Annotated in this window: 15 protein-coding genes, 1 tRNA gene, 4 rRNA genes and 1 other RNA gene; 11 read left to right on the forward strand and 10 right to left on the reverse strand. The window is 63.4% G+C overall.

Annotated features, from left to right (window positions below):
- Nucleotides 1-16: 16 nt before the first annotated feature.
- Both NF551_RS01085 and NF551_RS01090 read right to left on the reverse strand, forming a co-directional pair.
- Nucleotides 17-2089 carry a BCCT family transporter gene (locus NF551_RS01085; RefSeq protein WP_227896629.1) on the reverse strand — a complete coding sequence of 691 codons (2073 nt, stop codon included), beginning with the start codon at nt 2087-2089 and terminating at the stop codon, nt 17-19.
- A gap of 187 nt (nt 2090-2276) precedes the next feature.
- Complete coding sequence (locus NF551_RS01090) at nt 2277-2741, reverse strand: MarR family winged helix-turn-helix transcriptional regulator (protein WP_227896630.1); 465 nt, start codon at nt 2739-2741, stop codon at nt 2277-2279.
- Nucleotides 2742-2848: 107 nt separating this feature from the next.
- On the opposite strand from NF551_RS01090, the gene NF551_RS01095 reads away from it, so the two are divergent.
- Complete coding sequence (locus NF551_RS01095) at nt 2849-3064, forward strand: hypothetical protein (protein ID WP_423722019.1); 216 nt, start codon at nt 2849-2851, stop codon at nt 3062-3064.
- Nucleotides 3065-3153: 89 nt separating this feature from the next.
- On the forward strand, nt 3154-3390 hold the full coding sequence (locus tag NF551_RS01100) for a hypothetical protein (RefSeq protein WP_227896631.1): 237 nt from the start codon (nt 3154-3156) through the stop codon (nt 3388-3390).
- Between the two features lie 76 nt (nt 3391-3466).
- Here the strand turns inward: NF551_RS01100 and NF551_RS01105 are convergent, their stop codons facing one another.
- The 4 genes from NF551_RS01105 to ffs all read right to left on the reverse strand — a co-directional run bounded on the left by NF551_RS01105 (nt 3467) and on the right by ffs (nt 8935).
- Nucleotides 3467-4753, reverse strand: a complete 1287-nt coding sequence (locus tag NF551_RS01105) for an aspartate kinase (RefSeq protein WP_227896632.1) — start codon at nt 4751-4753, stop codon at nt 3467-3469.
- A 233-nt stretch (nt 4754-4986) separates the two neighbouring features.
- A complete protein-coding gene (recR, locus tag NF551_RS01110) occupies nt 4987-5583 on the reverse strand; it encodes a recombination mediator RecR (RefSeq protein ID WP_227896633.1) in 597 nt (198 codons plus the stop codon).
- 35 nt (nt 5584-5618) lie between these two features.
- Nucleotides 5619-8762, reverse strand: coding sequence for a DNA polymerase III subunit gamma and tau (locus tag NF551_RS01115; protein ID WP_227896634.1), 3144 nt, complete (start codon nt 8760-8762; stop codon nt 5619-5621).
- Nucleotides 8763-8839: 77 nt separating this feature from the next.
- Nucleotides 8840-8935: signal recognition particle sRNA small type (ffs, locus tag NF551_RS01120), an RNA gene on the reverse strand.
- Nucleotides 8936-9434: 499 nt separating this feature from the next.
- Here ffs and NF551_RS01125 point away from each other — a divergent pair.
- The 7 genes from NF551_RS01125 to NF551_RS01155 all read left to right on the forward strand — a co-directional run bounded on the left by NF551_RS01125 (nt 9435) and on the right by NF551_RS01155 (nt 19268).
- A complete protein-coding gene (locus NF551_RS01125; protein ID WP_227896635.1) occupies nt 9435-11132 on the forward strand; it encodes a DUF5979 domain-containing protein in 1698 nt (565 codons plus the stop codon).
- 574 nt (nt 11133-11706) lie between these two features.
- A 16S ribosomal RNA gene (locus NF551_RS01130) occupies nt 11707-13235 on the forward strand.
- Nucleotides 13236-13702: 467 nt separating this feature from the next.
- A 23S ribosomal RNA gene (locus NF551_RS01135) occupies nt 13703-16838 on the forward strand.
- Nucleotides 16839-17055: 217 nt separating this feature from the next.
- Nucleotides 17056-17172: ribosomal RNA gene (rrf, locus tag NF551_RS01140) — 5S ribosomal RNA — on the forward strand.
- 1068 nt (nt 17173-18240) lie between these two features.
- Nucleotides 18241-18357: ribosomal RNA gene (gene rrf / locus NF551_RS01145) — 5S ribosomal RNA — on the forward strand.
- The 16S, 23S and 5S rRNA genes sit together here, the layout of an rRNA operon.
- 98 nt (nt 18358-18455) lie before the next feature.
- Entirely contained in the window at nt 18456-19103 is a 648-nt protein-coding gene (locus NF551_RS01150) for a TMEM175 family protein (protein WP_227896351.1), read from the forward strand.
- A 77-nt stretch (nt 19104-19180) separates the two neighbouring features.
- Nucleotides 19181-19268: transfer RNA gene (locus NF551_RS01155), tRNA-Ser, on the forward strand.
- 62 nt (nt 19269-19330) lie between these two features.
- Here the strand turns inward: NF551_RS01155 and NF551_RS01160 are convergent.
- The gene (locus NF551_RS01160) at nt 19331-21805 is read right to left on the reverse strand and encodes an ABC transporter permease (protein ID WP_227896350.1); all 2475 of its coding nucleotides are present in this window, start codon (nt 21803-21805) and stop codon (nt 19331-19333) included.
- A gap of 1 nt (nt 21806) precedes the next feature.
- The gene (locus tag NF551_RS01165; RefSeq protein WP_227896349.1) at nt 21807-22562 is read right to left on the reverse strand and encodes an ABC transporter ATP-binding protein; all 756 of its coding nucleotides are present in this window, start codon (nt 22560-22562) and stop codon (nt 21807-21809) included.
- Between the two features lie 142 nt (nt 22563-22704).
- Here NF551_RS01165 and NF551_RS01170 point away from each other — a divergent pair, with 142 nt between their 5' ends.
- Complete coding sequence (locus tag NF551_RS01170; protein ID WP_227896348.1) at nt 22705-24180, forward strand: sensor histidine kinase; 1476 nt, start codon at nt 22705-22707, stop codon at nt 24178-24180.
- Nucleotides 24168-24812, forward strand: coding sequence for a response regulator (locus NF551_RS01175; RefSeq protein ID WP_227896347.1), 645 nt, complete (start codon nt 24168-24170; stop codon nt 24810-24812). Before NF551_RS01170 ends, NF551_RS01175 begins: the two co-directional genes overlap by 13 nt.
- A 42-nt stretch (nt 24813-24854) precedes the next feature.
- On the opposite strand, the gene NF551_RS01180 is transcribed toward NF551_RS01175, so the two are convergent.
- On the reverse strand, nt 24855-25454 hold the full coding sequence (locus tag NF551_RS01180; protein WP_227896346.1) for a TetR/AcrR family transcriptional regulator: 600 nt from the start codon (nt 25452-25454) through the stop codon (nt 24855-24857).
- A gap of 59 nt (nt 25455-25513) precedes the next feature.
- Nucleotides 25514-25873, reverse strand: coding sequence for a cupin domain-containing protein (locus NF551_RS01185; protein WP_227896345.1), 360 nt, complete (start codon nt 25871-25873; stop codon nt 25514-25516).
- Between the last annotated feature and the right edge of the window lie 162 nt (nt 25874-26035).

The following is a 26035-nucleotide window of genomic DNA, read 5'->3' on the forward strand; positions in this document are numbered from 1 at the left end:
CGTGCTGCCCTGGGTCCTAGCCGACGGGGGCAGAACGGTGATCCCCGGCCGCCCCGCTGCCACCGTCCTGGTCGGAGTCCGCGTTGCCGGCGCCTGACTCCGCTGCTGATTCCGCGGCGGCTGCGGAGTCGTCCTCGGACGTCCAGCCGTCGGCATATTCCCCCGACTCGTAGTCGTACTCCACGGGCTTTCCGTCTTCGTCGGTGCGCTGGTACCACTCCGTGACGGTGCGGTCATGGGAATCGAAGTCGGCCCCGGCACCCTGCCCATGGGCTGTCTTCTCCACCGTGAAGGCGAAGTCGTCGCCGTGCTCGTCGATGCCCGCGCGGACTGCATTCTCCAAGGCGGCCGTTGCATACTCCCGGCGGATAATCATCGGGTCGGTCTGCAGGTCCCGGATGAGGGCGACCATCATCAGCAGCAGGATCACGGCGAACGGCAGGGCCGAGACGATGATCAGGTTCTGCAGGCCGGACAGGGCCTGGTTTCCTCCCACCAGCAGCATGACCACGGCAATACCCATCATGGCCAGGCCCCAGAAGACAGTGACTTTCCGGTCAGGGTCCGGTTTGCCCCGCTGCGACAGGCTGCCCATGACCAGGGAAGCGGAGTCAGCCGAGGTAATGAAGAAGATGGCGATGCAGAACATCGCCAGGATCGGTGTGATGGTACTCAGCGGCAGGCCGTCCAGGACCTGGAAGAAGAGGGCTTCCGGAGCGCTGTCGGCAGAGATATCCATGCCCTGCATGCGCATCCAGATAGCCGTTCCGCCGAAGACGCCGAACGCGATGACAGAGACCAGGGTGGGCACCACGAGCACGTACTGTACGTATTCACGCAGTGTCCGGCCGCGGGAGATCCGTGCCAGGAAGATGCCGACGAACGGGGACCAGGAAATCCACCAGGCCCAGTAGAAGACCGTCCAGTTGGCTGAGAAGTCCGCTGCTTCGGCACCCCAGGACGGGCCCTTGCTCATCAGGTGCAGGAGATCGGACAGGTATTCGGCCAGGGAAGAGGGAATGAGGTTGAGCAGGAACAGTGTCGGCCCGGTCAGGAAGATGAAGGCCACCAGGACAAGGGCAAGGGAAATGTTGATGTTGGAAAGCCAGCGGATGCCCTTGCCGATTCCGGAGACGGCCGAGGCGATGAACGCTGCCGTCATTATGGCGATGATGCCGATCAGGACGGCGTTGGGAAGCTTACCGATGCCGCTGATAATCTCCACGCCGCGGCCAATCTGCAGGGCGCCGATACCGAGTGACGCCGCCGTGCCGAAGAGGGTTGCGACGATTGCGAACATGTCGATCAGGCGTCCGGCGACACCTTCGGTCTTCCGGCGTCCGAGCAGCGGGGTGAAAATGGCACTCATGAGGGGAACGCGGCCGCGCCGGAAGGAGCCGTAAGCAACAGCGGCGCCGACCAGGGCGTAAATGGCCCAGGCATTAAGGCCCCAGTGGAAGTAGGACTGTGCCATGGCCTTGTGCAGCGCCACCGTCGTTTCAGCGGCTGCCTCACCGGGGTTTGGTGTCATGAAGTAGGTCAGCGGCTCGTACGGTCCGAAGAAGAACAAGCCGATGCCGATTCCGGCGGAGAACATCATGGCGACCCAGGAGAAGGTTGAATACTCCGGCTTTTCGCCGTCAACACCGAGGGGAATCTTGCCGTAGCGGCTGAAGCCGACGAAAAGCATGAAGACCAGGATCACGGCGATAAGTGAGCTGAAGAGCCAGCCGGTGTTCGTCACAACCCAGCCCAGGGCCACATCGGAGATCGACTTCAGCGATTCCGTAGAGAACACGCCCCAGGCGACGAAGCCCAGAATGAGCACGGCAGCAACGCCGAAAACCAGGGGATCGGTTCCGTAGCGCACGCGCTGCTCGTCGACGGCGATGCCCGGAACCAGTCCGGGATGCGTGTCGTGCGGGTATTCCTTCTTATCCCTGCGCAGGGCACGGGCAGCGCGCTGGCTTATTGAGGCCTTCAGCGATGTTTCCCCCCTGGTCCCGGGACCGTTCGGGGGTCCGGCTGCCCCGCTGCCGGAGGGTTGCGCCGAGGGCGCTTGGTGCCGTGATGAAGGCGGTGTTGCCACGGGAATCTTCTCCTTGGGGCGGACATCCGGCCCGCCCATCGGGTGCTTTATTCGGGACGCGAAGAAGAGTAGTTCGATTCGTTTTGCGGTTTGGTATATAAGCCGGCTTACATACCACATGCTGATCGTTACCGGTTCGTTATTCTTTACGCACTATTGTGCTCCTTCGACCCGCCAACTTGCACATTCACTGTCCGGTATGGTGATCCGGAAGCTGGGTCGCCTGAATGAGCCGGCGCATGGTGGTGTTCAGCTGATGGACTTCCTCCCGGGTCAGCTGCAGCCGCTCCAGCATGGTGGCCGGAATCTGCGTGGCCTGCTGGCGAAGCGCCTGCCCTTTGCCGGTCAGGTTCACGGCGAGGGCGCGGTCGTTTCCAGGGGCGCGGTTGCGCTCCACCAGGCCCGCACTCTCCAGCCGCTTGAGCATGGGGGACAGGGTGGCCGGTTCCATCAGCAGGGTGTCCCCGAGGTTGCGGACCGTGCGCGGGGATTCTTCCCAGAGGGCCAGCAGGACCAGGTACTGCGGGTGGGTGATGCCGAGCTCGTCGAGCACGGGCCGGTAGGCCCCGACGACGGAGCGCGAGGCGACGGACAGGGCGAAGCAGAGTTGGTGTTCGAGCAGCAGATCGTCGTCTGCGGTGCCGGTGTCCATTGAGGTCCTTCTTCCCTGAGCGCCGGTCCCAGCGGCTCAACAAATACTTAGTGCACTAATGATTAGCGTACTATGAATCACAGATACACCTCGGAAGGGACGTCAGAGTGGCAGCCAGGGAAAGCTTCACCGCAAAGTTCATGCGCGCAACGGGCAAGGCACGGATGTTTTTCGGTCCGGCCCAGTCGTCCTCGCTGACCCATGACATGACCGAGGAGAACAAGCAGCTGCTCGCCGCCCAGCAGGCCGAGGAAAAGGCCAAATGGGAAACCGTCACACGGGCCGACGGCAGCAGCTACATCCTGCCGCGCAAGCAGGACTGACACAGCTTTTTTATGCAGGACCGGTTTCTTCCGAAGCCGGAAACCTATCCTTAAGGAACCCCAATCCGGCCCTTGAAGGAGGGGTTCCGATGGCAGCAAATGTTCCGGATCCTGGCAGCAGCGGCGAACCGCGACTGCCCGAGGACGAGATTCCCCGGCCTGCGGAAGCGGACCTGCCAGAGATCGTCGTCGAAACAGACGACGCTGGCCACCACTACGGGGTGGACCGCGAATTCCTGAACGGCAAGCCCCACCGCGAGCCTGCTGAACCGGTGGTGTACCAGGACTACTTCCACGCCCCTAAGTTCACAGAGGATATGTACTAGGCGCTGCCTTTAAGCTGCCTTTAAGCAGCCAAGGACGCCCGGTTGCCCGGTCGTCCTTGGGAAAAGCTGCGTGCTGTTAGCGCCCGGTGCCGCCGTAAACGGTTGCTTCGGCTTCGCCGTCGAGTCCGAATGCTGCGTGGACCGCGCGGACAGCGTCGTCGAGCAGGGCAGCGTTGGTAACCACGGAGATGCGGATTTCCGAGGTGGAGATCATGTCGATGTTCACCCCGGCCAGGTGCAGTGCCTCGAAGAAGCGGTGCGAAACGCCCGGGTTGGAGCGCATGCCGGCGCCGATCAGGGAGAGCTTGCCGATCTGCTCGTCATAATCGATGCTGTCAAAGCCCACCTCAGCCTTGGCGGCATTCAGCGCAGCCATGGCAGCCTGGCCGTCCACGATCGGCAGGGTGAAGGAAATATCCGTCTTGCCCGAGCCCTTGGTGGAGACGTTCTGCACGATCATGTCGATGTTGGTGTTCGCGCCGGCGACGACGCCGAAAATTTCCGCGGCCTTGCCGGGAATGTCGGGGACGCCGACCACCGTGAGCTTGGCTTCGGAACGATCGTGCGCAACGCCGGAAATGATGGGCTGTTCCAAGGGTTCTCCCTCTTGAATCTTGATCTTGTCATCGGGGCTGGGCAGGACCCAGGTTCCCTCATGCTGGCTAAAGGAGGAGCGAACGTGCAGCGGCACCCCGAAGCGCCGGGCGTACTCCACGCAGCGCAGGTGCAGGATCTTCGCGCCGGAGGCAGCCATCTCCAGCATTTCCTCGCTGGAGATCTTGTCGATCTTCTGGGCCGTGGGGGCCACGCGCGGATCAGCGGTGTAGACACCGTCGACGTCGGTGTAGATTTCGCAGACGTCGGCATCCAGTGCGGCGGCCAGGGCGACGGCGGTGGTGTCGGAACCGCCGCGGCCCAGGGTGGTGATGTCCTGGCTGTCACGGCTCATGCCCTGGAAGCCCGCGACGATCGCGACGTCGCCCTTCTCAATGGCGGTCTTGATCCGGTGCGGGGAGACATCGATGATCCGGGCCTTGCCGTGGATCGCGTCGGTGATCATGCCGGCCTGGCTGCCGGTGAAGGACTGTGCAGACGCGCCGAGTTCGTTGATGGCCATTGCCAGCAGCGCCATGGAGATGCGTTCTCCGGAGCTGAGCAGCATGTCCATTTCCCGCGGGTACGTCCCGACGGTGATCTGGCCGGCAAGGTCCAGCAGTTCATCGGTGGAGTCGCCCATCGCGGAGACCACAACGACGACGTCGTTCCCGGCCTTTTGGGTGTCGACCACCCGTTTGGCGACGCGCTTAATGCCTTCGGCGTCCGATACGGAGGAACCGCCGAATTTCTGCACTATAAGGCTCATGCGTACACGCTCTCTGGAACTGTTCTCAGTGGCTGTCAGGCGGCGCGGGGCCGCCCCAGCTCAGGCTATCCGTGGAAAAGGCCGCATCGCGGCGGCCAATGGTCAAGAGTCTATAACTCCCCCGCAGCGGCGCCGAAATGCCATAGACACGGCGCTCAACGTCGACTTAACGAATGGTGCCGAGCGCAGGTGCCCGTGCAGCGGTCTCCGCGCAGGCTTTGGACTCCGCGAGCCTAGTTGAGGCTGCGGCGGCCCTCGAAGGCCCGGCCGAGGGTGATCTCGTCGGCGTATTCCAGGTCTCCGCCCACGGGAAGGCCCGATGCCAGGCGTGTGACCGTGATGCCTAGGGTCTTGAGCATGCGGACCAGGTAGGTGGCGGTGGCTTCGCCTTCGAGGTTCGGATCGGTGGCGATGATGATTTCGCTGATCTGCTCGTCGGAGAGCCGGCTCAGCAGTTCGCGGATGCGCAGCTGGTCGGGGCCGATGCCGGCAATCGGATTAATGGCGCCGCCCAGCACGTGATAGCGGCCGCGGAAGGAACGGGTGCGTTCGACGGCGATGACGTCCTTGGACTCCTCCACCACGCAGATCATCGTGGGATCTCGGCGCGGATCACGGCAGATGTTGCACGTTTCCTGCTCGGTGACGTTGCCGCACACCTGGCAGAACTTCACCTTTTCCTTTACCGTCGTGATCGCCGAGGCCAGCCGGGACATGTCCTCAGCGTTGGACTCAAGGATATGGAACGCGATCCGCTGAGCCGACTTGGGACCCACTCCGGGGAGTCGGCCCAGCTCGTCGATCAGTTCCTGAACCGCACCTTCGTACACGTGGCCTTCTTCTGGAGAATAGTGGTTGTACCGGTTTACCGGCGGATGTCGTGGCCGTCGAGACCGCGTTCTTCGATCAGCCGGCCGCCCAGGATCCGTTCGATCGCCTTGCGGCCGACCAGGCCGGAATCCTCAAGGGTCACGTCGTCGGCACTGGGAACGTCTTCGACCAAGTCTACTTTGCCGCGGGCCGCGGACGACGGCGCCGAGCCGTTGCGCGCGGCAGCTTCGTTGAGCAGTTTCTGGTAGCGGCTCAGCGGACGGCCGTCATTTCCAGGGGCCTGCTGAGCGGGACTGGACTGGGCCGGGCTGGGCTGCGCCGGGCTGGACTGGCGCGGACTGTTTTGGGCCGGGCGCGCGCCCGGCGCTTCAGCCAGCTGGACGTTACCGGAGCCCGGCGCGGAACCCATCTGGCCTGATGCTGCCGGTGCGGCATTGGCAGGCCCTGAGCCGGAGCCCTGCGGCCGTCCGCCGGGACGGGACGCAGTGGTGCCGGCCCAGTTGGTGGTGGACCATTCCGCGTCGCTGACTGCACTGGTCGCGTGGATGTCTTCCGGGACGGCTGCTGTTTCCCACGCGTTGCTTTCCGGCATGTCAGCCGGTTCCGACGGTTCCTGAGGCCAGTCCTCGGGCAGGGGAGCAGCAGCCCGAACCGCTGTTGACAGGGCAGGGGCACCAGGGGCACCAGGGGTGCTGGGCGCCGCCGGGGTACGCGTAGCCGGGGCACCGGGGGCACCGGGGGCACCGGGGGCCACGGGAGCCCGCGTAGCCGGGGCGCTGGGCGTAGCCGTCGGGTTTGGCTGAGGACGCGTCGCCTGTGTTTGCGGTGCCGTCGAAGGGGACTCCGGTGCTGCCGGCTGAGTCGTGGATGCAGCAGCAGGCCGGGCCGCAGCGGATGCAGCAGCGGGGCTGGTCTTTACGTTGGCCGTGCTGACAGGTGCGGCAGTTCGCGGCCAAGCGGGAGCGGGCTCGCTCGCTGGAGCAGCGGCTGCCGGAGCCGGAGCACTTGCCTGAGCCTGTGCGCCTGCCGGGGCCGGTGCAGCTGCCGGAGTCTGTGCCGGCGCGGTCTGCCGGCTACCAGCTTTTGGGCCGGGTTCACCCGCTGACGCGGAGCTGTCGTGCACGGCGTTGACTTGGCAATCCACACCGAGCACCTGGTGGATGGCCCTGCGCAGGTTCTCGAGATGGTCGGGCCGGTTGAAGTTGGTGGCCGCACCCGGATTCGAGAACGCCAGCTCCAGCACCTTGCCGTCAAAGGCCCGCGGAGACGCATTCTTGCTGACATTGAGCCACGTCGCCCGTCGAATGCTCGTCAGGGCATCCATGATTTCGGGCCAGGCTCGGCGGATCATCTCCACCTGTCCTCCACCGGCAACCGGTGCTCCGCCCTGACCCGCAGGTGCAGGTGCGGATGCAGCGGCCCGTGCGGGCGCGCCCGGATCAGGTGCGGTGGTGGGTGCTGCGGCGTCGTTCGACGGAGCGATGCTTGGGGCAGGCTCGCGCGCCGGGGCGGTCGCCTGGCGGCCGTCTGCCTGCTGGACTGCGCCTGCCTGCTGCGCGGCGGCCTGCTGTGCGGGCCGCTCCTGGCCCTGCTGTTCCGGACGCCCCTGTTCCGGACCTGGCTGCTCCTGTGTCCGTTGTTCCGAAGAGCCCGTCCCGGACGCCGGAAGGCCGGAGGCTGAGGACTCCTGTGCCGCGGCTTCCTTGGAGACGTCGTCCCACGACTTTCCAGCGGCAGCTGCAGCACCGGCACCAGATGAAGGCGCCGGGGCCGGGGTAGCCCACGTGCCTCCCCAGTCTGCCGACCCGTTCGACGGCTCGGGTGCTGAAGAGGACGCAGCGCCCGCAGCCGGACCGGGAGCAACAGCTGAAACAGGCTCCGCAGCCGCCGGCTCGGCGGCGGGAGTGGCCGTGCGCCACTGCGCCGCAGCGGAAGGTGCCGCGATTGCGGACTCCCGTTCCGGCGTCGTACGCGTTGCGTTTGCGGGGGCCGCAGCGGCGGAACCGGAGTCGCCTGCGTAGCTCAGGCGGCGTTCGATCCGGTCCACGCGTGCTGCCGTGCCGCGCTCCGACTGGTCCGCAGCGGGCAGCAGGACGCGGGCGCAAAGCAGTTCGAGGTGCAGGCGGGGTGAGGTGGCGCCTGTCATTTCAGTCAGTGCGGTGTTGGTGATGTCCGCGGCGCGGGAGAGCTCGGCGCCGCCGAACTGGGCTGCCTGCGTGCGCATCCGGCTGATCTGGTCTTCGGGGACGCCCCGAAGCACGGCTGCGGCGCTGTCCGGCATGGCGTTGACCACGATGAGGTCGCGGAAGCGTTCCAGCAGGTCTTCCACGAAACGGCGGGGATCCTGTCCGGTCTGGATGACGCGGTCCACGGCGCTGAAGACTGTGGCGGCGTCGCCGGCGGCAAAGGCATCGACGACGTCGTCGAGCAGTGCCACGTGGGTGTAACCGAGGAGGTTCACGGCCAGCTCATAGTCCAGCCCGGCTTCCCCGGCACCCGCCATCAGCTGGTCCAGGACGGAGAGCGAGTCGCGCACCGATCCGCCGCCGGCCCGGATGACCAGGGACAGGACGCCCGGAGCGACGGGAACGTTCTCCTGGACGCAGAGCTTGTCCAGGTAAGCCAGCAGCGGTTCCGGCGGAACGAGCCGGAACGGGTAATGGTGTGTGCGGGAGCGGATGGTGCCAATGACCTTGTCCGGCTCCGTGGTCGCGAAGATGAACTTGATGTGTTCCGGCGGCTCTTCGACAATCTTCAGCAGCGCGTTAAAGCCGGCGGAAGTGACCATGTGGGCTTCGTCGATGATGAAGATCTTGTAGCGGTCGCGCACCGGGGCGAAGGTGGCTCGTTCGCGCAGGTCGCGGGCATCGTCCACGCCGCCGTGGCTGGCTGCGTCAATCTCGATGACGTCCAGGCTGCCCGCACCGTTGCGGGCCAGTTCAACGCAGCTGTCGCAGGTGCCGCAGGGAATCGGCGTCGGGCCCTCGGCGCAGTTCAGGCACCTTGCGAGAATGCGTGCGGAGGTTGTTTTGCCGCAGCCGCGCGGGCCTGAGAAGAGGTATGCGTGGTTGACACGGTTCTTGGAGAGGGCCGCCATCAGCGGCTCGGTGACATGCTCCTGGCCGATCACGTCCGCGAAGCTCTCGGGACGGTAGCGGCGGTAAAGGGCTGTACTCACAGATAGAACCTTATCGGTTGGCACTGACGGTTCGCATCCGGGCCCGGGGCGGGGGATAACCCGCTGTTTCCGGATAAATTAAAGACCCCCCATGCACCTGCCAGAGCCCGCTTACCCTTGCTACCTTCCGGTCCTGGGGGAGTTCACAGGATGACACCACATGAGGGGCCAGGAACAAGTCTACCCGATTTTTCGGGTGCCTCATCCGGGGTCAGCGGACCCCGGATGGAGCCGGAACGCACGACGCCGGCACCCAGTCCTGTGGCTGGCCGCCAGCAGGTGGACAGCGGCAGGGTCGTTCCGTCGTGGCAGACCACAGGCCAGCCGGACCGCATCCCATACAGGGGTGCTGCACGGACTCCTCTATACGGACTCCTCCATAGGGGATCGCTATTCAGGAGGTCCCCGGTGAGGGTCCGCGGGTGCCTCATGCCGCGGCTGTCACGAATTCCAGCGGTGGCACCAGAGGATTCCTCTTCCTCCCTTTTCAGAGGTAAGGCTGCGACGTAGCCTCACACGCCACCGGCGCCGCGGTGCCGACGGTTCCGAAGCTCACGGCTTCGGGTGTCCAAAGAGGCCGAGACTGAAAGCAGGAATCCTATGAGTCTGCGTCACCAATCGGAACGTGTCGGGGGGAGGAAGCGGAGCAGGAGAGGTTTCGCAGGCTCCTCCGTGGGCAGCGCCGTCGTCGGTGCCTTTGTTTTTCTGTTTATGCTGCTGCAGTTCGCCGTGCCGGCGCAGGCCGTGTTTTCGGGTGAATCGCCGGGGGAAGAGGTCCCGTCGGACCTGACGGAAATCACCATGACCGGTACCGGGGCGGGTCAAGCCGTGGCCGGCGGGCTGCCTCCAGTCGGTACGCCGTTCGATCCCACAACCGGGTATCCCGAGGACGTGCCGGAGGACTACGAGGCCGCAGATGAGGGGTTCGCCGGCGTCATCACCACTGTTGACGCCGTCGGCAATCCGCAGCAGATGTACTGCATCGACATTCGTACCTCCACCTACACCGGCCTGGGTTACGAGAGCGGCACCTGGGACGAATCCAATGTTCCGAACATCGGCTACGTCAACCGGGTGCTGAACAGCTACTACCCGGACCAGCCGGGGCTGCCGGATGCGCCGTCGGACAATATTCGGGCAGCAGCGGTTCAGGCAGCTGTATGGTTTTTCAGCGATGGCTACGTCCTTGAAGACACTGACGCCGTGCGCCCCTATACCGCAGCCATTGTTGCCGCGGTAGTCGATGCGGGTCCGCTGACTGAGCCGCCGGCCCCCAACGTATCGATTGATCCGCCCACAGCGGCCGGCCCCACCGATGGAGTCACCGGGCCATTCACGATTACCTCCGACGCCGCCACAGTCACCGTCGCGGTGCCCGCCGGCTACACCCTGTATACGGATCCGGTCGGCACGGTCCCGCTTGCCGGTACGACCGTAACCTCCGGCACTCAGCTGTGGGTCCGAAACGACAACCAGACCACGGATCCGGTTGTTCTGACCGCCACAGCCGTGGTTCCGGTCCAGACTGGCAATGTCTACCTCTATGCCGGCAATAATCCAGGCGTCACCACGGCCCAAAAACTGATCCTCGCGGCTGACGCGCAGATTGACTCCAATGCCCAGGCAACGGCCGAGTTCTTTGTAGCCGGAGACCTGACGGTCAGTAAGGCGTTTGCGGGTGAAGGAGCCGGACTGCAGGGCGACATTTCCCTGGTGGTGGACTGCGGAGCATCCGGCGTCTTCACCTTCGGCATCCCCGCCGGCACGACTGAGGCAGTGACTGAGACTGTCGCAGGACTTCCCGTTGGCACCGTCTGTTCAGTCACTGAACCAGTCACCGGATCAACTTCCGAAGTGACGGTTACTCCAGTGCTCCCGGAACCCGTGACCATAACGGAGGGAGAGAACGTCCTCGCTGTCACGAACACGGTTGACTTCAATCCGGGGAGCCTGCTGGTTACCAAGACCATCACCGGTACTGGCGCTGGATTGCAGGACGACATTGTCATCCACGTCCAGTGCGGTGAGGGAATCGTGGACGAAGTCTTTGTACTGGCAGCCGGCACAACGGCAGGCGAATACACCCAGCTCTACGAAGGGATCCCTGCAGGGACGCTCTGCAACATCTCCGAACCGACCTCCGGCGCCAACGAAGATGTCACCGTTGAATCAACGTTTACCGGTGAAGTGGCAATCCTGCCCGGGGCCACCCAGGCCACCGCAGTCACAAACCTCTACGCGCCGGTCCCCGTCAGTCAGCGGCTGCCCAAGACAGGCGCAGAATCGACGAATCTGGCCCTGATAGGCGGAGGGGCAGTAGCCGGCGGTTCCATACTGGTCCTGGCTTCACTGCGACGCCGCCAGAGCTAGCCGCACCACCTCGAATCGCGTGACCGGAACCGGCTCCCGAGGGGGCCGGTTCCGGCGCGTTCAAGCCGATTTGCACGACCCCGCAAACCTGTGTAAAGTCTTCTGAGTCGCCGCGGCCGGGACGCTCCGCTGAAAAGCTGGAAGCAACCGAAGCATGGCGGCCAAACCCCAAACTTCCTTACCGGGAAATCTTGCGCGCTCTAGGGTGCGAAGGAAAATCCTGGGACTGAATGCTGGGTTCGGAGTGATGGTTTGACCGGTTCGAAACGATTTCCACGGAAATCCGCCGAATTGCTAAAACCGGATCGATGAAATAGAATTATGAAACACCGCAGCGGTGCGAAAAGAAAAAGAATCAGCCGGAAACGGAAATGGTTTTTCTGAGTAGACCGGATGCGCCTGTTGTTTGAGAACTCAATAGTGTGCCAAGTTTATTGATACCAATTATTTTGATTGGTTGAACTGGCTGTTCGGCCCACCCCGTGGGCTGGAGCAGCTTTTTTAGCTGGTTTCGAATTTAGTGCATGACTGTGCAGCCAATTTTCCTTGGCTCCGGTTGTGTGTCTGTAACACATTTACGGAGAGTTTGATCCTGGCTCAGGATGAACGCTGGCGGCGTGCTTAACACATGCAAGTCGAACGATGACTTCTGTGCTTGCACAGAATGATTAGTGGCGAACGGGTGAGTAACACGTGAGTAACCTGCCCTTAACTTCGGGATAAGCCTGGGAAACCGGGTCTAATACCGGATACGACCATCTGGCGCATGCCATGGTGGTGGAAAGCTTTATGCGGTTTTGGATGGACTCGCGGCCTATCAGCTTGTTGGTTGGGGTAATGGCCCACCAAGGCGACGACGGGTAGCCGGCCTGAGAGGGTGACCGGCCACACTGGGACTGAGACACGGCCCAGACTCCTACGGGAGGCAGCAGTGGGGAATATTGCACAATGGGCGGAAGCCTGATGCAGCGACGCCGCGTGAGGGATGACGGCCTTCGGGTTGTAAACCTCTTTCAGCAGGGAAGAAGCGAAAGTGACGGTACCTGCAGAAGAAGCGCCGGCTAACTACGTGCCAGCAGCCGCGGTAATACGTAGGGCGCAAGCGTTATCCGGAATTATTGGGCGTAAAGAGCTCGTAGGCGGTTTGTCGCGTCTGCTGTGAAAGCCCGGGGCTCAACCCCGGGTCTGCAGTGGGTACGGGCAGACTAGAGTGATGTAGGGGAGACTGGAATTCCTGGTGTAGCGGTGAAATGCGCAGATATCAGGAGGAACACCGATGGCGAAGGCAGGTCTCTGGGCATTAACTGACGCTGAGGAGCGAAAGCATGGGGAGCGAACAGGATTAGATACCCTGGTAGTCCATGCCGTAAACGTTGGGCACTAGGTGTGGGGGACATTCCACGTTTTCCGCGCCGTAGCTAACGCATTAAGTGCCCCGCCTGGGGAGTACGGCCGCAAGGCTAAAACTCAAAGGAATTGACGGGGGCCCGCACAAGCGGCGGAGCATGCGGATTAATTCGATGCAACGCGAAGAACCTTACCAAGGCTTGACATGAACCGGAAAGGCCTGGAAACAGGTCCCCCACTTGTGGTCGGTTTACAGGTGGTGCATGGTTGTCGTCAGCTCGTGTCGTGAGATGTTGGGTTAAGTCCCGCAACGAGCGCAACCCTCGTTCTATGTTGCCAGCGCGTTATGGCGGGGACTCATAGGAGACTGCCGGGGTCAACTCGGAGGAAGGTGGGGACGACGTCAAATCATCATGCCCCTTATGTCTTGGGCTTCACGCATGCTACAATGGCCGGTACAAAGGGTTGCGATACTGTGAGGTGGAGCTAATCCCAAAAAGCCGGTCTCAGTTCGGATTGAGGTCTGCAACTCGACCTCATGAAGTTGGAGTCGCTAGTAATCGCAGATCAGCAACGCTGCGGTGAATACGTTCCCGGGCCTTGTACACACCGCCCGTCAAGTCACGAAAGTTGGTAACACCCGAAGCCGGTGGCCTAACCCCTTGTGGGAGGGAGCCGTCGAAGGTGGGACCGGCGATTGGGACTAAGTCGTAACAAGGTAGCCGTACCGGAAGGTGCGGCTGGATCACCTCCTTTCTAAGGAGCACCTCAAAGTGGCAGGTCCTTCCACAGTGTTGGATGTGTGCTTTGCAGGAGATGCCCATGTCGGAGACATATGTTCTCCGGTGGGTGCTCAAGGGTGGAATATCAATAAATAGGTTCTTCCGGGTTCTGTCCGGCTGGTGAGTACGCCTCCTTCTGGGGGTTGGAAAGCATGGCCGGTCGGGTTGCCCGGTGGGTATCGTTTGGCACACTGTTGGGTCCTGAGGCAACAGGATCTGTTGTTTCTGGTTTTCCTGCGCATGCCGGATGCCGGGCTGTGGGTTTCCCCTTGCGGGGTGCCTGGTCTGGTGGATGGGTGTGACGGGGTTGTTGTTTGAGAACTACATAGTGGACGCGAGCATCTTAAAAATTATTAAGTGCAATTTCAGAAAAACCTGGTGACCGGTCTTGTACTGGTAACCGTGGTTTTCTCGATAGCGATATTAATTATTGATCTTTGTGGTCAAGTTTTTAAGGGCACACGGTGGATGCCTTGGCATCAGGAGCCGAAGAAGGACGTAGGAATCTGCGATAAGCCTGGGGGAGTTGATAACCGAGCGTTGATCCCAGGATGTCCGAATGGGGAAACCCCGCCCGGCGCGCGAGTGACCGGGTGACCCGCATCTGAACACATAGGGTGCGTGGAGGGAACGCGGGGAAGTGAAACATCTCAGTACCCGCAGGAAGAGAAAACAACAGTGATTCCGTTAGTAGTGGCGAGCGAACGCGGAAGAGGCTAAACCAGTGGTGTGTGATAGCCGGCGGGCGTTGCATCACTGGGGTTGCGGGACTTTCCGTATCAGTTCTGCCGGACTGGTGAAGTGAGTGCAGGTGCATAGGTGAACTGGTTTGAAAGCCAGGCCGTAGAGGGTGTTAGCCCCGTAACCGGAATGTATGCTGCCGCTTGGAGAGGATCCCAAGTAGCACGGGGCCCGAGAAATCCCGTGCGAATCTGCCAGGACCACCTGGTAAGCCTAAATACTCCCTGATGACCGATAGCGGACAAGTACCGTGAGGGAAAGGTGAAAAGTACCCCGGGAGGGGAGTGAAATAGTACCTGAAACCGTGTGCCTACAAACCGTTGGAGCAGCCTTGTTGCTGTGACAGCGTGCCTTTTGAAGAATGAGCCTGCGAGTTAGTGTTACGTCGCGAGGTTAACCCGTGTGGGGAAGCCGTAGCGAAAGCGAGTCTGAATAGGGCGAGTGAGTGGCGTGATCTAGACCCGAAGCGGAGTGATCTACCCATGGCCAGGTTGAAGCGACGGTAAGACGTCGTGGAGGACCGAACCCACTTCAGTTGAAAATGGAGGGGATGAGCTGTGGGTAGGGGTGAAAGGCCAATCAAACTCCGTGATAGCTGGTTCTCCCCGAAATGCATTTAGGTGCAGCGTTGCGTGTTTCTTGCCGGAGGTAGAGCTACTGGATGGCCGATGGGCCCTACAAGGTTACTGACGTCAGCCAAACTCCGAATGCCGGTAAGTGAGAGCGCAGCAGTGAGACTGTGGGGGATAAGCTTCATAGTCGAGAGGGAAACAGCCCAGACCACCAACTAAGGCCCCTAAGCGTGTGCTAAGTGGGAAAGGATGTGGAGTTGCCCAGACAACCAGGAGGTTGGCTTAGAAGCAGCCACCCTTGAAAGAGTGCGTAATAGCTCACTGGTCAAGTGATTCCGCGCCGACAATGTAGCGGGGCTCAAGTACACCGCCGAAGTTGTGGATTTCAGATTATTGGTAAGCCTTCGTGGTTCAGCCGTCTGGAGTGGTAGGGGAGCGTCGTGTGGGCAGTGAAGCTGCGGTGTAAACCAGTGGTGGAGCCTACACGAGTGAGAATGCAGGCATGAGTAGCGAAAGACGGGTGAGAAACCCGTCCGCCGAATGATCAAGGGTTCCAGGGTCAAGCTAATCTGCCCTGGGTAAGTCGGGACCTAAGGCGAGGCCGACAGGCGTAGTCGATGGACAACGGGTTGATATTCCCGTACCGGCGAAAAACCGCCCATACCAAGCGGGGGATACTAACCGCCCGAAACCTGCCCGTGCACCCTTGTGGTGTTCCGGGTTTTGGTGGAGCGCGGGACCGTAACCTGGGAGGTAAGCGTATTAACAGGTGTGACGCAGGAAGGTAGCCGGGCCGGGCGATGGTTGTCCTGGTCTAAGGATGTAGGGTCAGTGATTGGCAAATCCGTCACTGTGTCTTTGATGACGCACCTGAGATCTGATGGGACCCCCGTATGGGGGAATCCGGTGATCCTATGCTGCCTAGAAAAGCATCGGCGCGAGGTTTTAGCCGCCCGTACCCCAAACCGACACAGGTGATCAGGTAGAGAATACTAAGGCGATCGAGAGAATTATGGTTAAGGAACTCGGCAAAATGCCCCCGTAACTTCGGGAGAAGGGGGGCCTGCCCCGTGATGGAAACTTGCTTTCCGGAGCGGGTGTGGGCCGCAGAGACCAGGGGGAAGCGACTGTTTACTAAAAACACAGGTCCGTGCGAAGTCGCAAGACGATGTATACGGACTGACTCCTGCCCGGTGCTGGAAGGTTAAGAGGACCGGTTAGCCCTTACGGGCGAAGCTGGGAATTTAAGCCCCAGTAAACGGCGGTGGTAACTATAACCATCCTAAGGTAGCGAAATTCCTTGTCGGGTAAGTTCCGACCTGCACGAATGGAGTAACGACTTCCCCGCTGTCTCAACCATAAACTCGGCGAAATTGCAGTACGAGTAAAGATGCTCGTTACGCGCAGCAGGACGGAAAGACCCCGAGACCTTTACTATAGTTTGGTATTGGTGTTCGGTGTGGCTTGTGTAGGATAGGTGGGAGACTGTGAGACCCGGACGCCAGTTCGGGTGGAGTCATCGTTGAAATACCACTCTGGTCATACTGGATATCTAACTTCGGCCCGTAATCCGGGTCAGGGACAGTGCCTGATGGGTAGTTTAACTGGGGCGGTTGCCTCCTAAAGAGTAACGGAGGCGCCCAAAGGTTCCCTCAGCCTGGTTGGCAATCAGGTGTCGAGTGTAAGTGCACAAGGGAGCTTGACTGTGAGAGAGACATCTCAAGCAGGGACGAAAGTCGGGACTAGTGATCCGGCGGTACATTGTGGAATGGCCGTCGCTCAACGGATAAAAGGTACCTCGGGGATAACAGGCTGATCTTGCCCAAGAGTCCATATCGACGGCATGGTTTGGCACCTCGATGTCGGCTCGTCGCATCCTGGGGCTGGAGTAGGTCCCAAGGGTTGGGCTGTTCGCCCATTAAAGCGGTACGCGAGCTGGGTTTAGAACGTCGTGAGACAGTTCGGTCCCTATCCGCTGCGCGCGCAGGAAATTTGAGAAGGGCTGTCCTTAGTACGAGAGGACCGGGACGGACGAACCTCTGGTGTGTCAGTTGTACTGCCAAGTGCATCGCTGATTAGCTACGTTCGGATGGGATAACCGCTGAAAGCATCTAAGCGGGAAGCCTGCTTCGAGATGAGATTTCCATACACCTTGTGTGTGAGAGGCCCCCAGCCAGACCACTGGGTTGATAGGCCGGATGTGGAAGCGGGGACTAAAGACCCGTGAAGCTGACCGGTACTAATAGCCGATAAACTTACACCACACCAACACCTGGGAAACACGACTTCAAACGGTTTTCCCAACGTACAGGGTGTTGTGATCATGCTGCTTGCGTCCACTATGTGGTTCCCAACCAACAACCCGCCAGGGTTGTTCTGGTTGCAGGAACTAATTGAATACACGGTTATCGTGTAATCCACTGATTTACCCGCCATACCACCGGACTCGGTCCGGGTGGGTGTGTGCCGGGTTGGTAGGGTTACGGCGGTCATTGCGCGGGGGAAACGCCCGGTCCCATTCCGAACCCGGAAGCTAAGACCCGCAGCGCCGATGGTACTGCACCTGGGAGGGTGTGGGAGAGTAGGTCACCGCCGGACAACCATTAGAACCCCCTGGGGGTTCCGGGCTACGGGCCCCGCACTAGGTGCGGGGCCCGACCTGTTTAACCCGCAAAGTATGGGTGCCGGGTGCGCAAAATCACCGGCACTCCCTGGGTCAGGCAACGCATGCAGGTCCACACCGGGCCACTGTTCCCCCTCCCCGTTACTCCCGTTGCGGGAGTAACCTCGCGGCGCAGCGCACCAGTAACCAGGGCTGGGAACCCGGTGCCCGAACACCCGGCACAGCACCGTTTCCTCCCAAGGCACCCCAGTATCGTGCCTGTGGTGCCGCGGCATGGGGGCTAAGGTCCTGAGCGCCCATGCCGGCGCCGCCCCCAGGGTGAAACGCTGGATCCCGGGGTGCAGGCACTGCACTGTGGGTAAAACACTGCCTCCCGGCCAAAGACACTACGTCCCGCGGCAAACGCGCTGCATCCCGGCCAAAACACTGCACTTTGGGGAAACACTGCACTTTGGGTCCGGAAGCACTGCGCTCGGGGATTTCGCTGCACCCTGTGGCATGGTTTCACTGCGTTTCGGGACAAACCGATCGTCCAGGGAAAATCTGGGTACGGCGCCGCGCAGCAAATTCCCACAGCACACGATTCAGCCCCAAACGCAGCAAAACCACATCGCCGAGTTGCTGCTTCATGGTTGTCGAACCCGTCCGGCCGGCCAGCCGACCCGAATGGTCACCTGCGCTGTCCGCCTGTCCGCCCGCCCCGGCTCTTCACCACTTGAGCCAGCAGCATCCATCCCATGCGGGGTGCGCCCAGCGGCGTTTTTGCCCATCTCGGCCCGAGTCGCGGGATCCTACCCAGCAGCCCCACCCGGTTGAGATTCACTCAGCCGAACGATCCAGGCCTGACACCCGACACCCAGCTGGGTGACGATACCCGGCATCCCTGCTCGCCACCTCGCCCCATCTCGGCCGTGGTTATGAGCGCCTAAAAAACAGGGTAAGATTTAAGAGCATCACCGCCGCAGGCACGAATCAGCTGAGAGGCTGCAGAGAGCACGCGGCGCGTGACCCGAAGATTTCCCGCGCAAGCGAGGACAAAGGGTTACGGCGGTCACAGCGTGGGGGAAACGCCCGGTCCCATTCCGAACCCGGAAGCTAAGACCCACAGCGCCGATGGTACTGCACTCGGGAGGGTGTGGGAGAGTAGGTCACCGCCGGACATACCGTGATGAGTTGGACCCGTACAGAGACGTGCGGGTCCTTCCCTGTTTAAGGCCCGGCTGCTGACCCGTGCGCTTGAACGGCCCACAATGATGCAATGACGGAGAAGAAGGATCCGTTCAGCCGGCGTCTTGATTCCGGAGCCGACCTGGACCGCACGATGTTCTTCAGCGATGCCGTATTCGCGATCGCCATGACGCTGCTGGCCGTGGACATCAAGGTGCCGGAAGTCCCTGCCGGCCAGCTCGGCCATGCGATCCTGGAGCAGCGCCCGGAGTTCTTCGCGTACGCCCTGTCCTTCGCGGTCGCCGGCGCCTATTGGCTGAGCCATCATCGGCTGTTCCGCCTGCTGAAGGGTTACACCGGAGGTTTGCAGCGGCTAAACCTGCTGCTGTTGTTCTTTGTGGCGCTGCTCGCCTATGCCACCGACATGCTGGCGCTGCACGACGACACGAGCCTCGGCGTCGTTATTTATGCTGCTGCCCTGGGACTGATCGGCTCGGTGAACACGTGGATGTGGTCTTACTGCCGCAGGCGAGGACTTTTCCGGGACGACGTCAATCCAGGACTGCTCAGGTATGCCCGGGTCCGCGCTCCCGTCACCCCGGCGGTTTTCCTCCTCTCCATTCCCATTGCACTTGTCAGCCCGTCGGCGGCGGAGCTGTCCTGGCTGTCGATCCTGGTCATCAACCTGGGTCTGCGGCTGGCAGGCCGGCGCCGCATGGGTGCCGCCGCGGGGTCGTGAGGCCGTCGTCGGCCCTCGATTCGGTAATCAGGGCGATGTCCGGTAGTCTTATATCTGCTCTTGACGAGCAAAAGCCTGGAGGATTCGCCTAGCGGCCTATGGCGCACGCCTGGAACGCGTGTTGGGTTAACGCCCTCGGGGGTTCAAATCCCCCATCCTCCGCCAGGTGAGAAATCATCACAGAAACGCCCCGGTCTTCGGACCGGGGCGTTTCTGCGTCCGGGCCCTTACCCGTTGCGCTCCGGCCGCAGTGCAAAGCGGGTGGCCGCCGCAACCGTGCCCATGCCCAGCAGGGCGGTTCCGCCCGCCAGCGCCAGGTACACCAGCGGCTGGATCGTGGGAACCGGCTGTCCGGAGACATTCAGGGCAATGCTCATCAGCGGCGGCAGCGCCAGCACCGTTCCTACTACGACGGCGGCGGCAACCATCAGCGCCGACTCCGCGCCGGTCATGCGGCGCAGCTGCGCGTTCGTGGCTCCGAGCCGGCGCAGCAGCAGCATTTCGGGGCGCCGCCGTGCGGTGGACATAACCAGTGAGTTCCCCACAGACACCGCCAGATACCCCAGCAGGATCAGCATGGCCAGGATGTTCACCCAGGACTCCGCACCGCGCTCCGCCGCACCGGCTGCGTCCAGTTCCTCCCGGTCCAGGACAGTCAGGCCCAGGCCTTCAAGTGCCGGCACCAGTTCCGCCGGATTGGCGTCCGGTGCCGTGAGCAGCAGCTGGTCGTTCAGCCCGGAAGTGGTGTGCGGGAGCAGGGCCGCGTTGTCCATGGTTACGTCGCCGAATCCCAGCCCGCGTTCATAGACGGCGACGACGACGGCGGTGCCCTCAGCCCCGTCCCCGTAGCGGAACCCGAACTCATCCCCGGGCGCCAGCCCGGATTCGTACGCAAGCGCGGTGCTTACCGCTACTGTTCCGGGTTCGGCGAGCCGGTCCAGCGACCCCTCCCGGACCCCCAGGTCCAGCGCGGCCTCCAGATTTTCAGGTGCAACACCCTGCACTCCGACGGGCTGCACCCCGTCATCCATGCCCAGGAAACGCGTTTGGGCGAGGAGCGCGGAGGCGGCCATCGGCGTCGAAGTTTCCACCCCCGGCAGTGCGGCCACCGCGTCCGCCAGCTCGGGAGAGATTCCGCCCGGAGCGCTGGCCAGGTAGCCGGCCACGACGCCGTCGCGGGACTGCCGCTGTGCTTCGGACTCCACGGTGGCTGGCATGAAGAACTGTACGGAGCCGAGCGCCAGGGCCAGAGCCAGCGGCACGATTCCCGCCGCGAGCCGCCGCGGGAATGCCTCGGCGCCGGCTCCGGCCAGGACCAGCGGCGCGGAACTGCTGCTCCGCAGGAGCGGCGCCATCAGCTTCAGCGAACCGGTCACAATCCACGGACCCAGCACGCCCGCACCGACCACGAGCAGCAGGATGCTCGACGCCGCTGCCGCCAGCCCGGCGCTGCCGGGGACCGCCGCAGGCAGCAGCGCTGCGAGGAGACCGGCAGCCAGCAGGGTCAGTCCGGTAATGATGCGCCCGCGGCCCAGCCGGCCGGATTCGGTGACGGCCTCCCGCAGCGCCGTCACGGGAGCTGCGCGGACCGTGCCGCGGGCCGAGACGAGCGAGGCACCCACAGCCGCTGCGACGCTGACCAGGACGGCGCCCACCGCCGGCAGCGGGCTGAACGCGAGCTGGAACCCCTCCGGAATCACTCCGGCGGCGGTGAACTGGCCACCGAGGAAACCTGCCAGCCAGAATCCGGGAAGGGCTCCCAGCACGGCGGCGGCGCTGGAGACCAGCAGGACTTCGCGAACCAGCAGGCCCAGCGTCTGGTTGGCTCCGGCCCCCACTGCCCGCAGCATCGCGAACTCGCGGCGGCGGGACAGGATGGAGAGCGAGAGGGTTCCGGCAGTCACAAAGACCGCGGTCATCATGGCGACTCCGGCCAGGGACCCGCTCAGGAGCAGCAGCATGGACCGCGCCCCGGCTCCGCCGAGGTTCTCCACATCACCGCGCCGGTCGCCGGTGTAACTGACGACGCCGGATACCCCGGCTTCGATGTCCGCGGCCAGTTTCGCCGGGCTGACACCCGGTTCGGCCAGGACACCGACCGTGGCCACGGAATCGCCGTGCGGCCAGAGGACTGCCGCGCCGGCGGTGCTCAGGAAGACGGCCGGCCCTGAATTGTCTCCTTCCGCCGGCTCCACGGTGCCGGACACGGTGTACTCGGAGGGGACACCGCCGTGGCTGAGCACGATGCTGCTGCCCGGCTCCGTGTTGAAGGAGGCATCCACCGCCACCTCATCAGACGCCTGCGGGGGCTCACCGGCTGTGAGGTCATAGGGTGCCAGGGCTGCCGAGTCCCAGGCCGCGGCGGCAACGGGGTTCCCGTCGGCGGTGGCCAGCGGAATCTCCACGCTGCCGACGGCGCTCTGGACGCCGGGCACGGCTTCGATCTCCTCCACTGTCCCGGCGGGCAGCAGGACCCGTTCGGGAAAGACGGCCGGAAGGTCCTCCGGAACCGGAATGGACTGGGGAGCGCCCACTACGACGTCAGCCGCCTGCAGGCGCTGCGGGGAGGTGCCTCCGCGCAGTCCGGATTCAATGAGCACGCCCATAGCGGTGATCAGTGCAGCGCAGAGGAACACGGCGATGAACACACCGGCGAACCCGCCGCGGTGGTGCCGGATGGACGCTTTGGCGAGGCTGAGCATGTTAGTTCCCTCCCAGAGAGGCCATGCGGTCGGTGACGTCGCGGGCCGAGGCGCCGCTCACGCTGCCGTCAATGCGTCCGTCGGCCAGGAAAACGACTGTGTCCGCGTAGCTGGCCGCCACCGGATCGTGGGTCACCATCACCACTGTTTGGTTAAGTACCGAGACCGTGTGCCGCAGCAGTTCCAGGACCTGGCGGGCAGTGCCGGAATCCAGGGCCCCGGTAGGCTCATCCGCGAAGACCACGTCCGGGCGCGTGATGAGGGCCCGGGCAATGGCCGCGCGCTGCTGCTGCCCGCCGGAGAGCTCCTGCGGCTTCCGGTTGCCCAGTCCGGTCAGCCCGACGGCGTCGAGCACGTACTCGAGCCAGGCCCCGTCCGTTCCGCGTCCGGCGAGCAGCAGCGGCAGGGTGACGTTGGCCGTCACTGAGAGCTGCGGCAGCAGGTTGTAGGACTGGAAGACGAAGCCCACATGGTCCCGCCGGAAGCGGGTGAGTGCCTTGCCTCCCAGCCGGGAAATCTCGGTGCCGCCCAGCCGCACCTGCCCGTCGTCGGGCCCGTCCAAGCCCGCGGCGCATTGCAGCAGCGTGCTTTTGCCGGACCCGGACGGGCCCATCACCGCGGTGAAGGTGCCTGCCGGCACGGCCAGGGACACCTCGCGGAGGGCTGCGACGGCGGTAGTCCCGGTGCGGTAGCTCTTGGAAACGCCGGTGAGCTCGAGGGCTGCCGGACCTGGGAATTCGGAAGAGTCTGTGTACATGGTTTGTGTCCTTTGAACGGTGGCGGGGAACTGGTTTCAACGCTACGCAGCGCAGGAATCGGTTCCGATACAGCCAGCAGCCCAGTTCATGGTGTAGCTGGCTATACCGACAGACCCGGGGCGCTCCGGCATAATCGAGGAAATGAGATGGCCAACCCAAGCCGGCCTGCGGGCCCGCACCGCTGACGCTGCCTTCCTGCTGCGCGAGGCCGCCTACTGGCTGGCATCCTTGGCAGCTCTGGTGGCGGGACTGGTGCTGCTGCCCTTCCTGTCCCTGGGCATCGGGCTCTACGCCCTGCCCGGCGCACTGAGGATCCTGGACTTCCTGGCAGCACATGCGCAGGAGCGCTCTGCCGGCTTTGCCGGGGCTGTGATTCCCTTTGACCGCCGCCGCCTCAGCGGGCGGTATTCCTTTGGCGAACTGGCGTCGCTGGTGACGGCTCCGGAAACCAAGCGGGACCTGTCCTGGCTGCTCTTCCATGCCGCGTTTGCCCTGCTGGCCGGTGCCGTGGCCCTCGCCCTGCCGGCCGGAGCGGCGCTGTATCTGCTGGTTTCTCCGCTGTGGATGCTGTTTCCGCCCGAGTCGCCGCTGGAAATGACCATCACCATCACCAGCTGGCCGGAAGCATTCCTGGGCATGCTGCTCGGCGTCGCCTATGCAGTCCTGGCCTGGTTCCTGCTGCCGTGGATGGCGCGGCGGCTCAGTGAGGGAACACTCGCGATCCTTTCCCCGCGCCGTTATGACGAGCTCTCCCGAAGGATCCAGGACCTCTCCACAGCCCGGGCCAGCGCGCTCGCCGCACACGCCGCCGAGCTGCGCCGGATCGAGAGGGAACTGCACGACGGCGCGCAGAACCGTTTGGTGGGTGTGGTCATGATGCTGGGGCTGGCCCAGCGGGCCGCGGAGACCGACCCGGCCGCCGCGCTGCCGTTCCTGGCCCGGGCGCAGGACGCCGCCTCTGAAGCGCTGACCGGACTCCGTGCAGCTGTGCATGACATCTATCCCCCGGTGCTGGATGAGCTGGGGCTGGGCGGTGCTGCCTCGGCCCTGACCAGCCGCTCGCCCATTCCCTGCAGCCTGGACGTCGGGGGATTGCAGCGCGCCCCTGCTGCTGTTGAATCCGCCGCCTACTTTGTCCTGGCCGAAGCGTTGACCAATGCTGCCAAGCATTCCGGTGCGTCCCGGATCGAGGTGGTGCTGCGCACCGAATCGACGCCGCGGGAGGACGTGCTGGTGGTTGAAGTGACTGACGACGGGCGCGGCGGGGCGGAAGCTTCCTCCGCGGACGCCGCTTTCGCGGAGTTCGCACCGGCACCGGGGAGCCCTGCTGTCCCGCCGGCGTTGGCCGCTGACGCAGCCGCCGACACCGAAACTTTCGCAGCCGCCGGAACCGCCCTCGCTACCAACACTGTCGCTACCAACACTGTCGCTACCAACACTGTCGCTACCGAAACTGTCACAACCCCCGCCGGGGCCGCACGTGCCGCCGGTGGCGGCTCGGGGACCGGCCTGACCGGCATCGCCCGGCGCGCAGCCGCCTTTGGCGGCAGGCTGGTGCTCACCAGCCCCGCAGGGGGCCCAACCAACCTGAGAGTGGAGCTGCCGTGCGCGTTCTGATTGCCGAAGATGATGCCCTGCTGCGGGCGGGGCTTGAACTGCTCCTCAAGGGCGAGGGGTTCGAGGTGGCAGGATCCTGGGACAACGCGGATGATCTTTTGGCCGTGTTCGAGCCGGGTATTGCCGACGCCGCGCTGCTCGACGTCCGGATGCCGCCCACCTTCACCAATGAAGGCCTGAAAGCTGCGCTGGAACTGAGGGCACGGGTCCCGGATTTCCCGGTGCTGGTGCTGTCCGCGTATGTGGAGGACCGCTACGCCAGCCGGCTCCTGGGTTCCGGCGCCCAGGGTGTGGGCTACCTGCTCAAGGAACGGGTGGGGAAGGTCGGTGACTTCGTCGACGCGCTGCAGCGGGTCGCGGCCGGCGGGACCGTAATGGACCCCGAGGTCATTGCCCAGCTCTTCAGCCGCCGCGGAACCCGGGATCCGATCCGCTCGCTCACGCCGCGCGAGTTCGAGGTCCTGGGGCTGGTCGCCGAGGGTCTGGGGAATACTGCGATTGCGCAGGCCATTTCCGTGTCGGAGACGGCTGTCAGCAAGCACATTGGCAACATCTTCGCGAAGCTGGGGCTCTCGCCGTTGGACAGTGGACACCGCCGGGTTCTCGCCACCCTGGCGTACCTGCGCTCCTAACCTTGCCCCAACCCCACCTTGATGGGGAAAGAGAGGGACGGGTCAGGCCGGAACAGGCCGGAAAAGCCGTTCAGCCAGCAGTACCGCACGGCGTTCGAGTACGGCCGGATCGTCCGGAACCAGCGAGGACGCGATCTCGTATTCGTAACCGTCGAAGAAGGCCAGGAAAATGGCCACCAGGTCGTCCACCGACTCCGGGTCGACGCCGAGTGACCCGTCCGCGGCACCGCGCTGCACTGCGGCACGGACGTGCGTGTCCCAGAGCTCGTACACGCTGTCCAGCCGCCCGCGCAGTTCGGGGTGCCTGCGGACCAGGCTGGACATTTCCAGCCAGAGCAGCCCGCGGCCGTGCAGGCTCGGCATGCCGCAGACGACGCCGATCATCCCCCGCAGCTCCATCCACGGGCTGAGACGGGCCGGGTCCAGGGCGGCGAAGTGCTCCACGAGCTCACCGCTGGCGTGGCCAAGGGCTTCGCCCAGAAGCTGCTCCCGGGTTCCGAAGTAGTGCTGGAGAACGCCGATCGAGACGCCCGCAGATTCGCTCACATCACGGAGACGGGTCGCTTCGTAGCCGTGCCTGGAGATACTCTCCAGCGTCGCTTCGAGAATTACACGCCTCTTGGCCTCTTGGTTGCGGGCCACCCGCTGCTCCGTCCCGGGGCAGGATCCGGCGCCCGCCCCTGTCCAACTCTAGTTACCGGTCAGCTGTACATGACGTAGACCTTGGACAGCGCCTCCGTGACGTTCCAGGTGCCGGTCCAGCCCTGCGGGAAGACCGCCAGGTCGCCCGGGCCAACTTCCTTGGGCTCTTCGCCGTCGCGCTGGACGGTCATACGGCCGCTGAGCACGTAGATGACCTCGCCGCCGTCGGAAAAGTTCCACCGGGAGAGGCCGACGGCGGTTTCCCAGGTGCCGGCGTGGATGCTCTCATCCTTGGTGGAGAACAGGTTGTAGGTTTTGGTCTCAATGTCCGCACCCAGCGGGTCGGCCAGCGGCAGCGCAAGCGGCTCCACGTCCTTCTCGGACTCTTCAACTTCGGCGATGGTGCGGACAATGGCCATGGATGCTCCTCAATAGTCAAAACCAATATTTTGATATTGGTTTGTTCACGGTACTGACGCGCACCGCCTCATCCCAACTTCGTTACGCTCCGGTTCTCCCTCCACAGGCTGCCAAAGCCGCAGGCGGATAGAGGTTCCCAGTCCACACACCCTTGACGCAGC

It is taken from the genome of Arthrobacter caoxuetaonis (assembly GCF_023921125.1).
GTDB lineage: Bacteria > Actinomycetota > Actinomycetes > Actinomycetales > Micrococcaceae > Arthrobacter_B > Arthrobacter_B caoxuetaonis.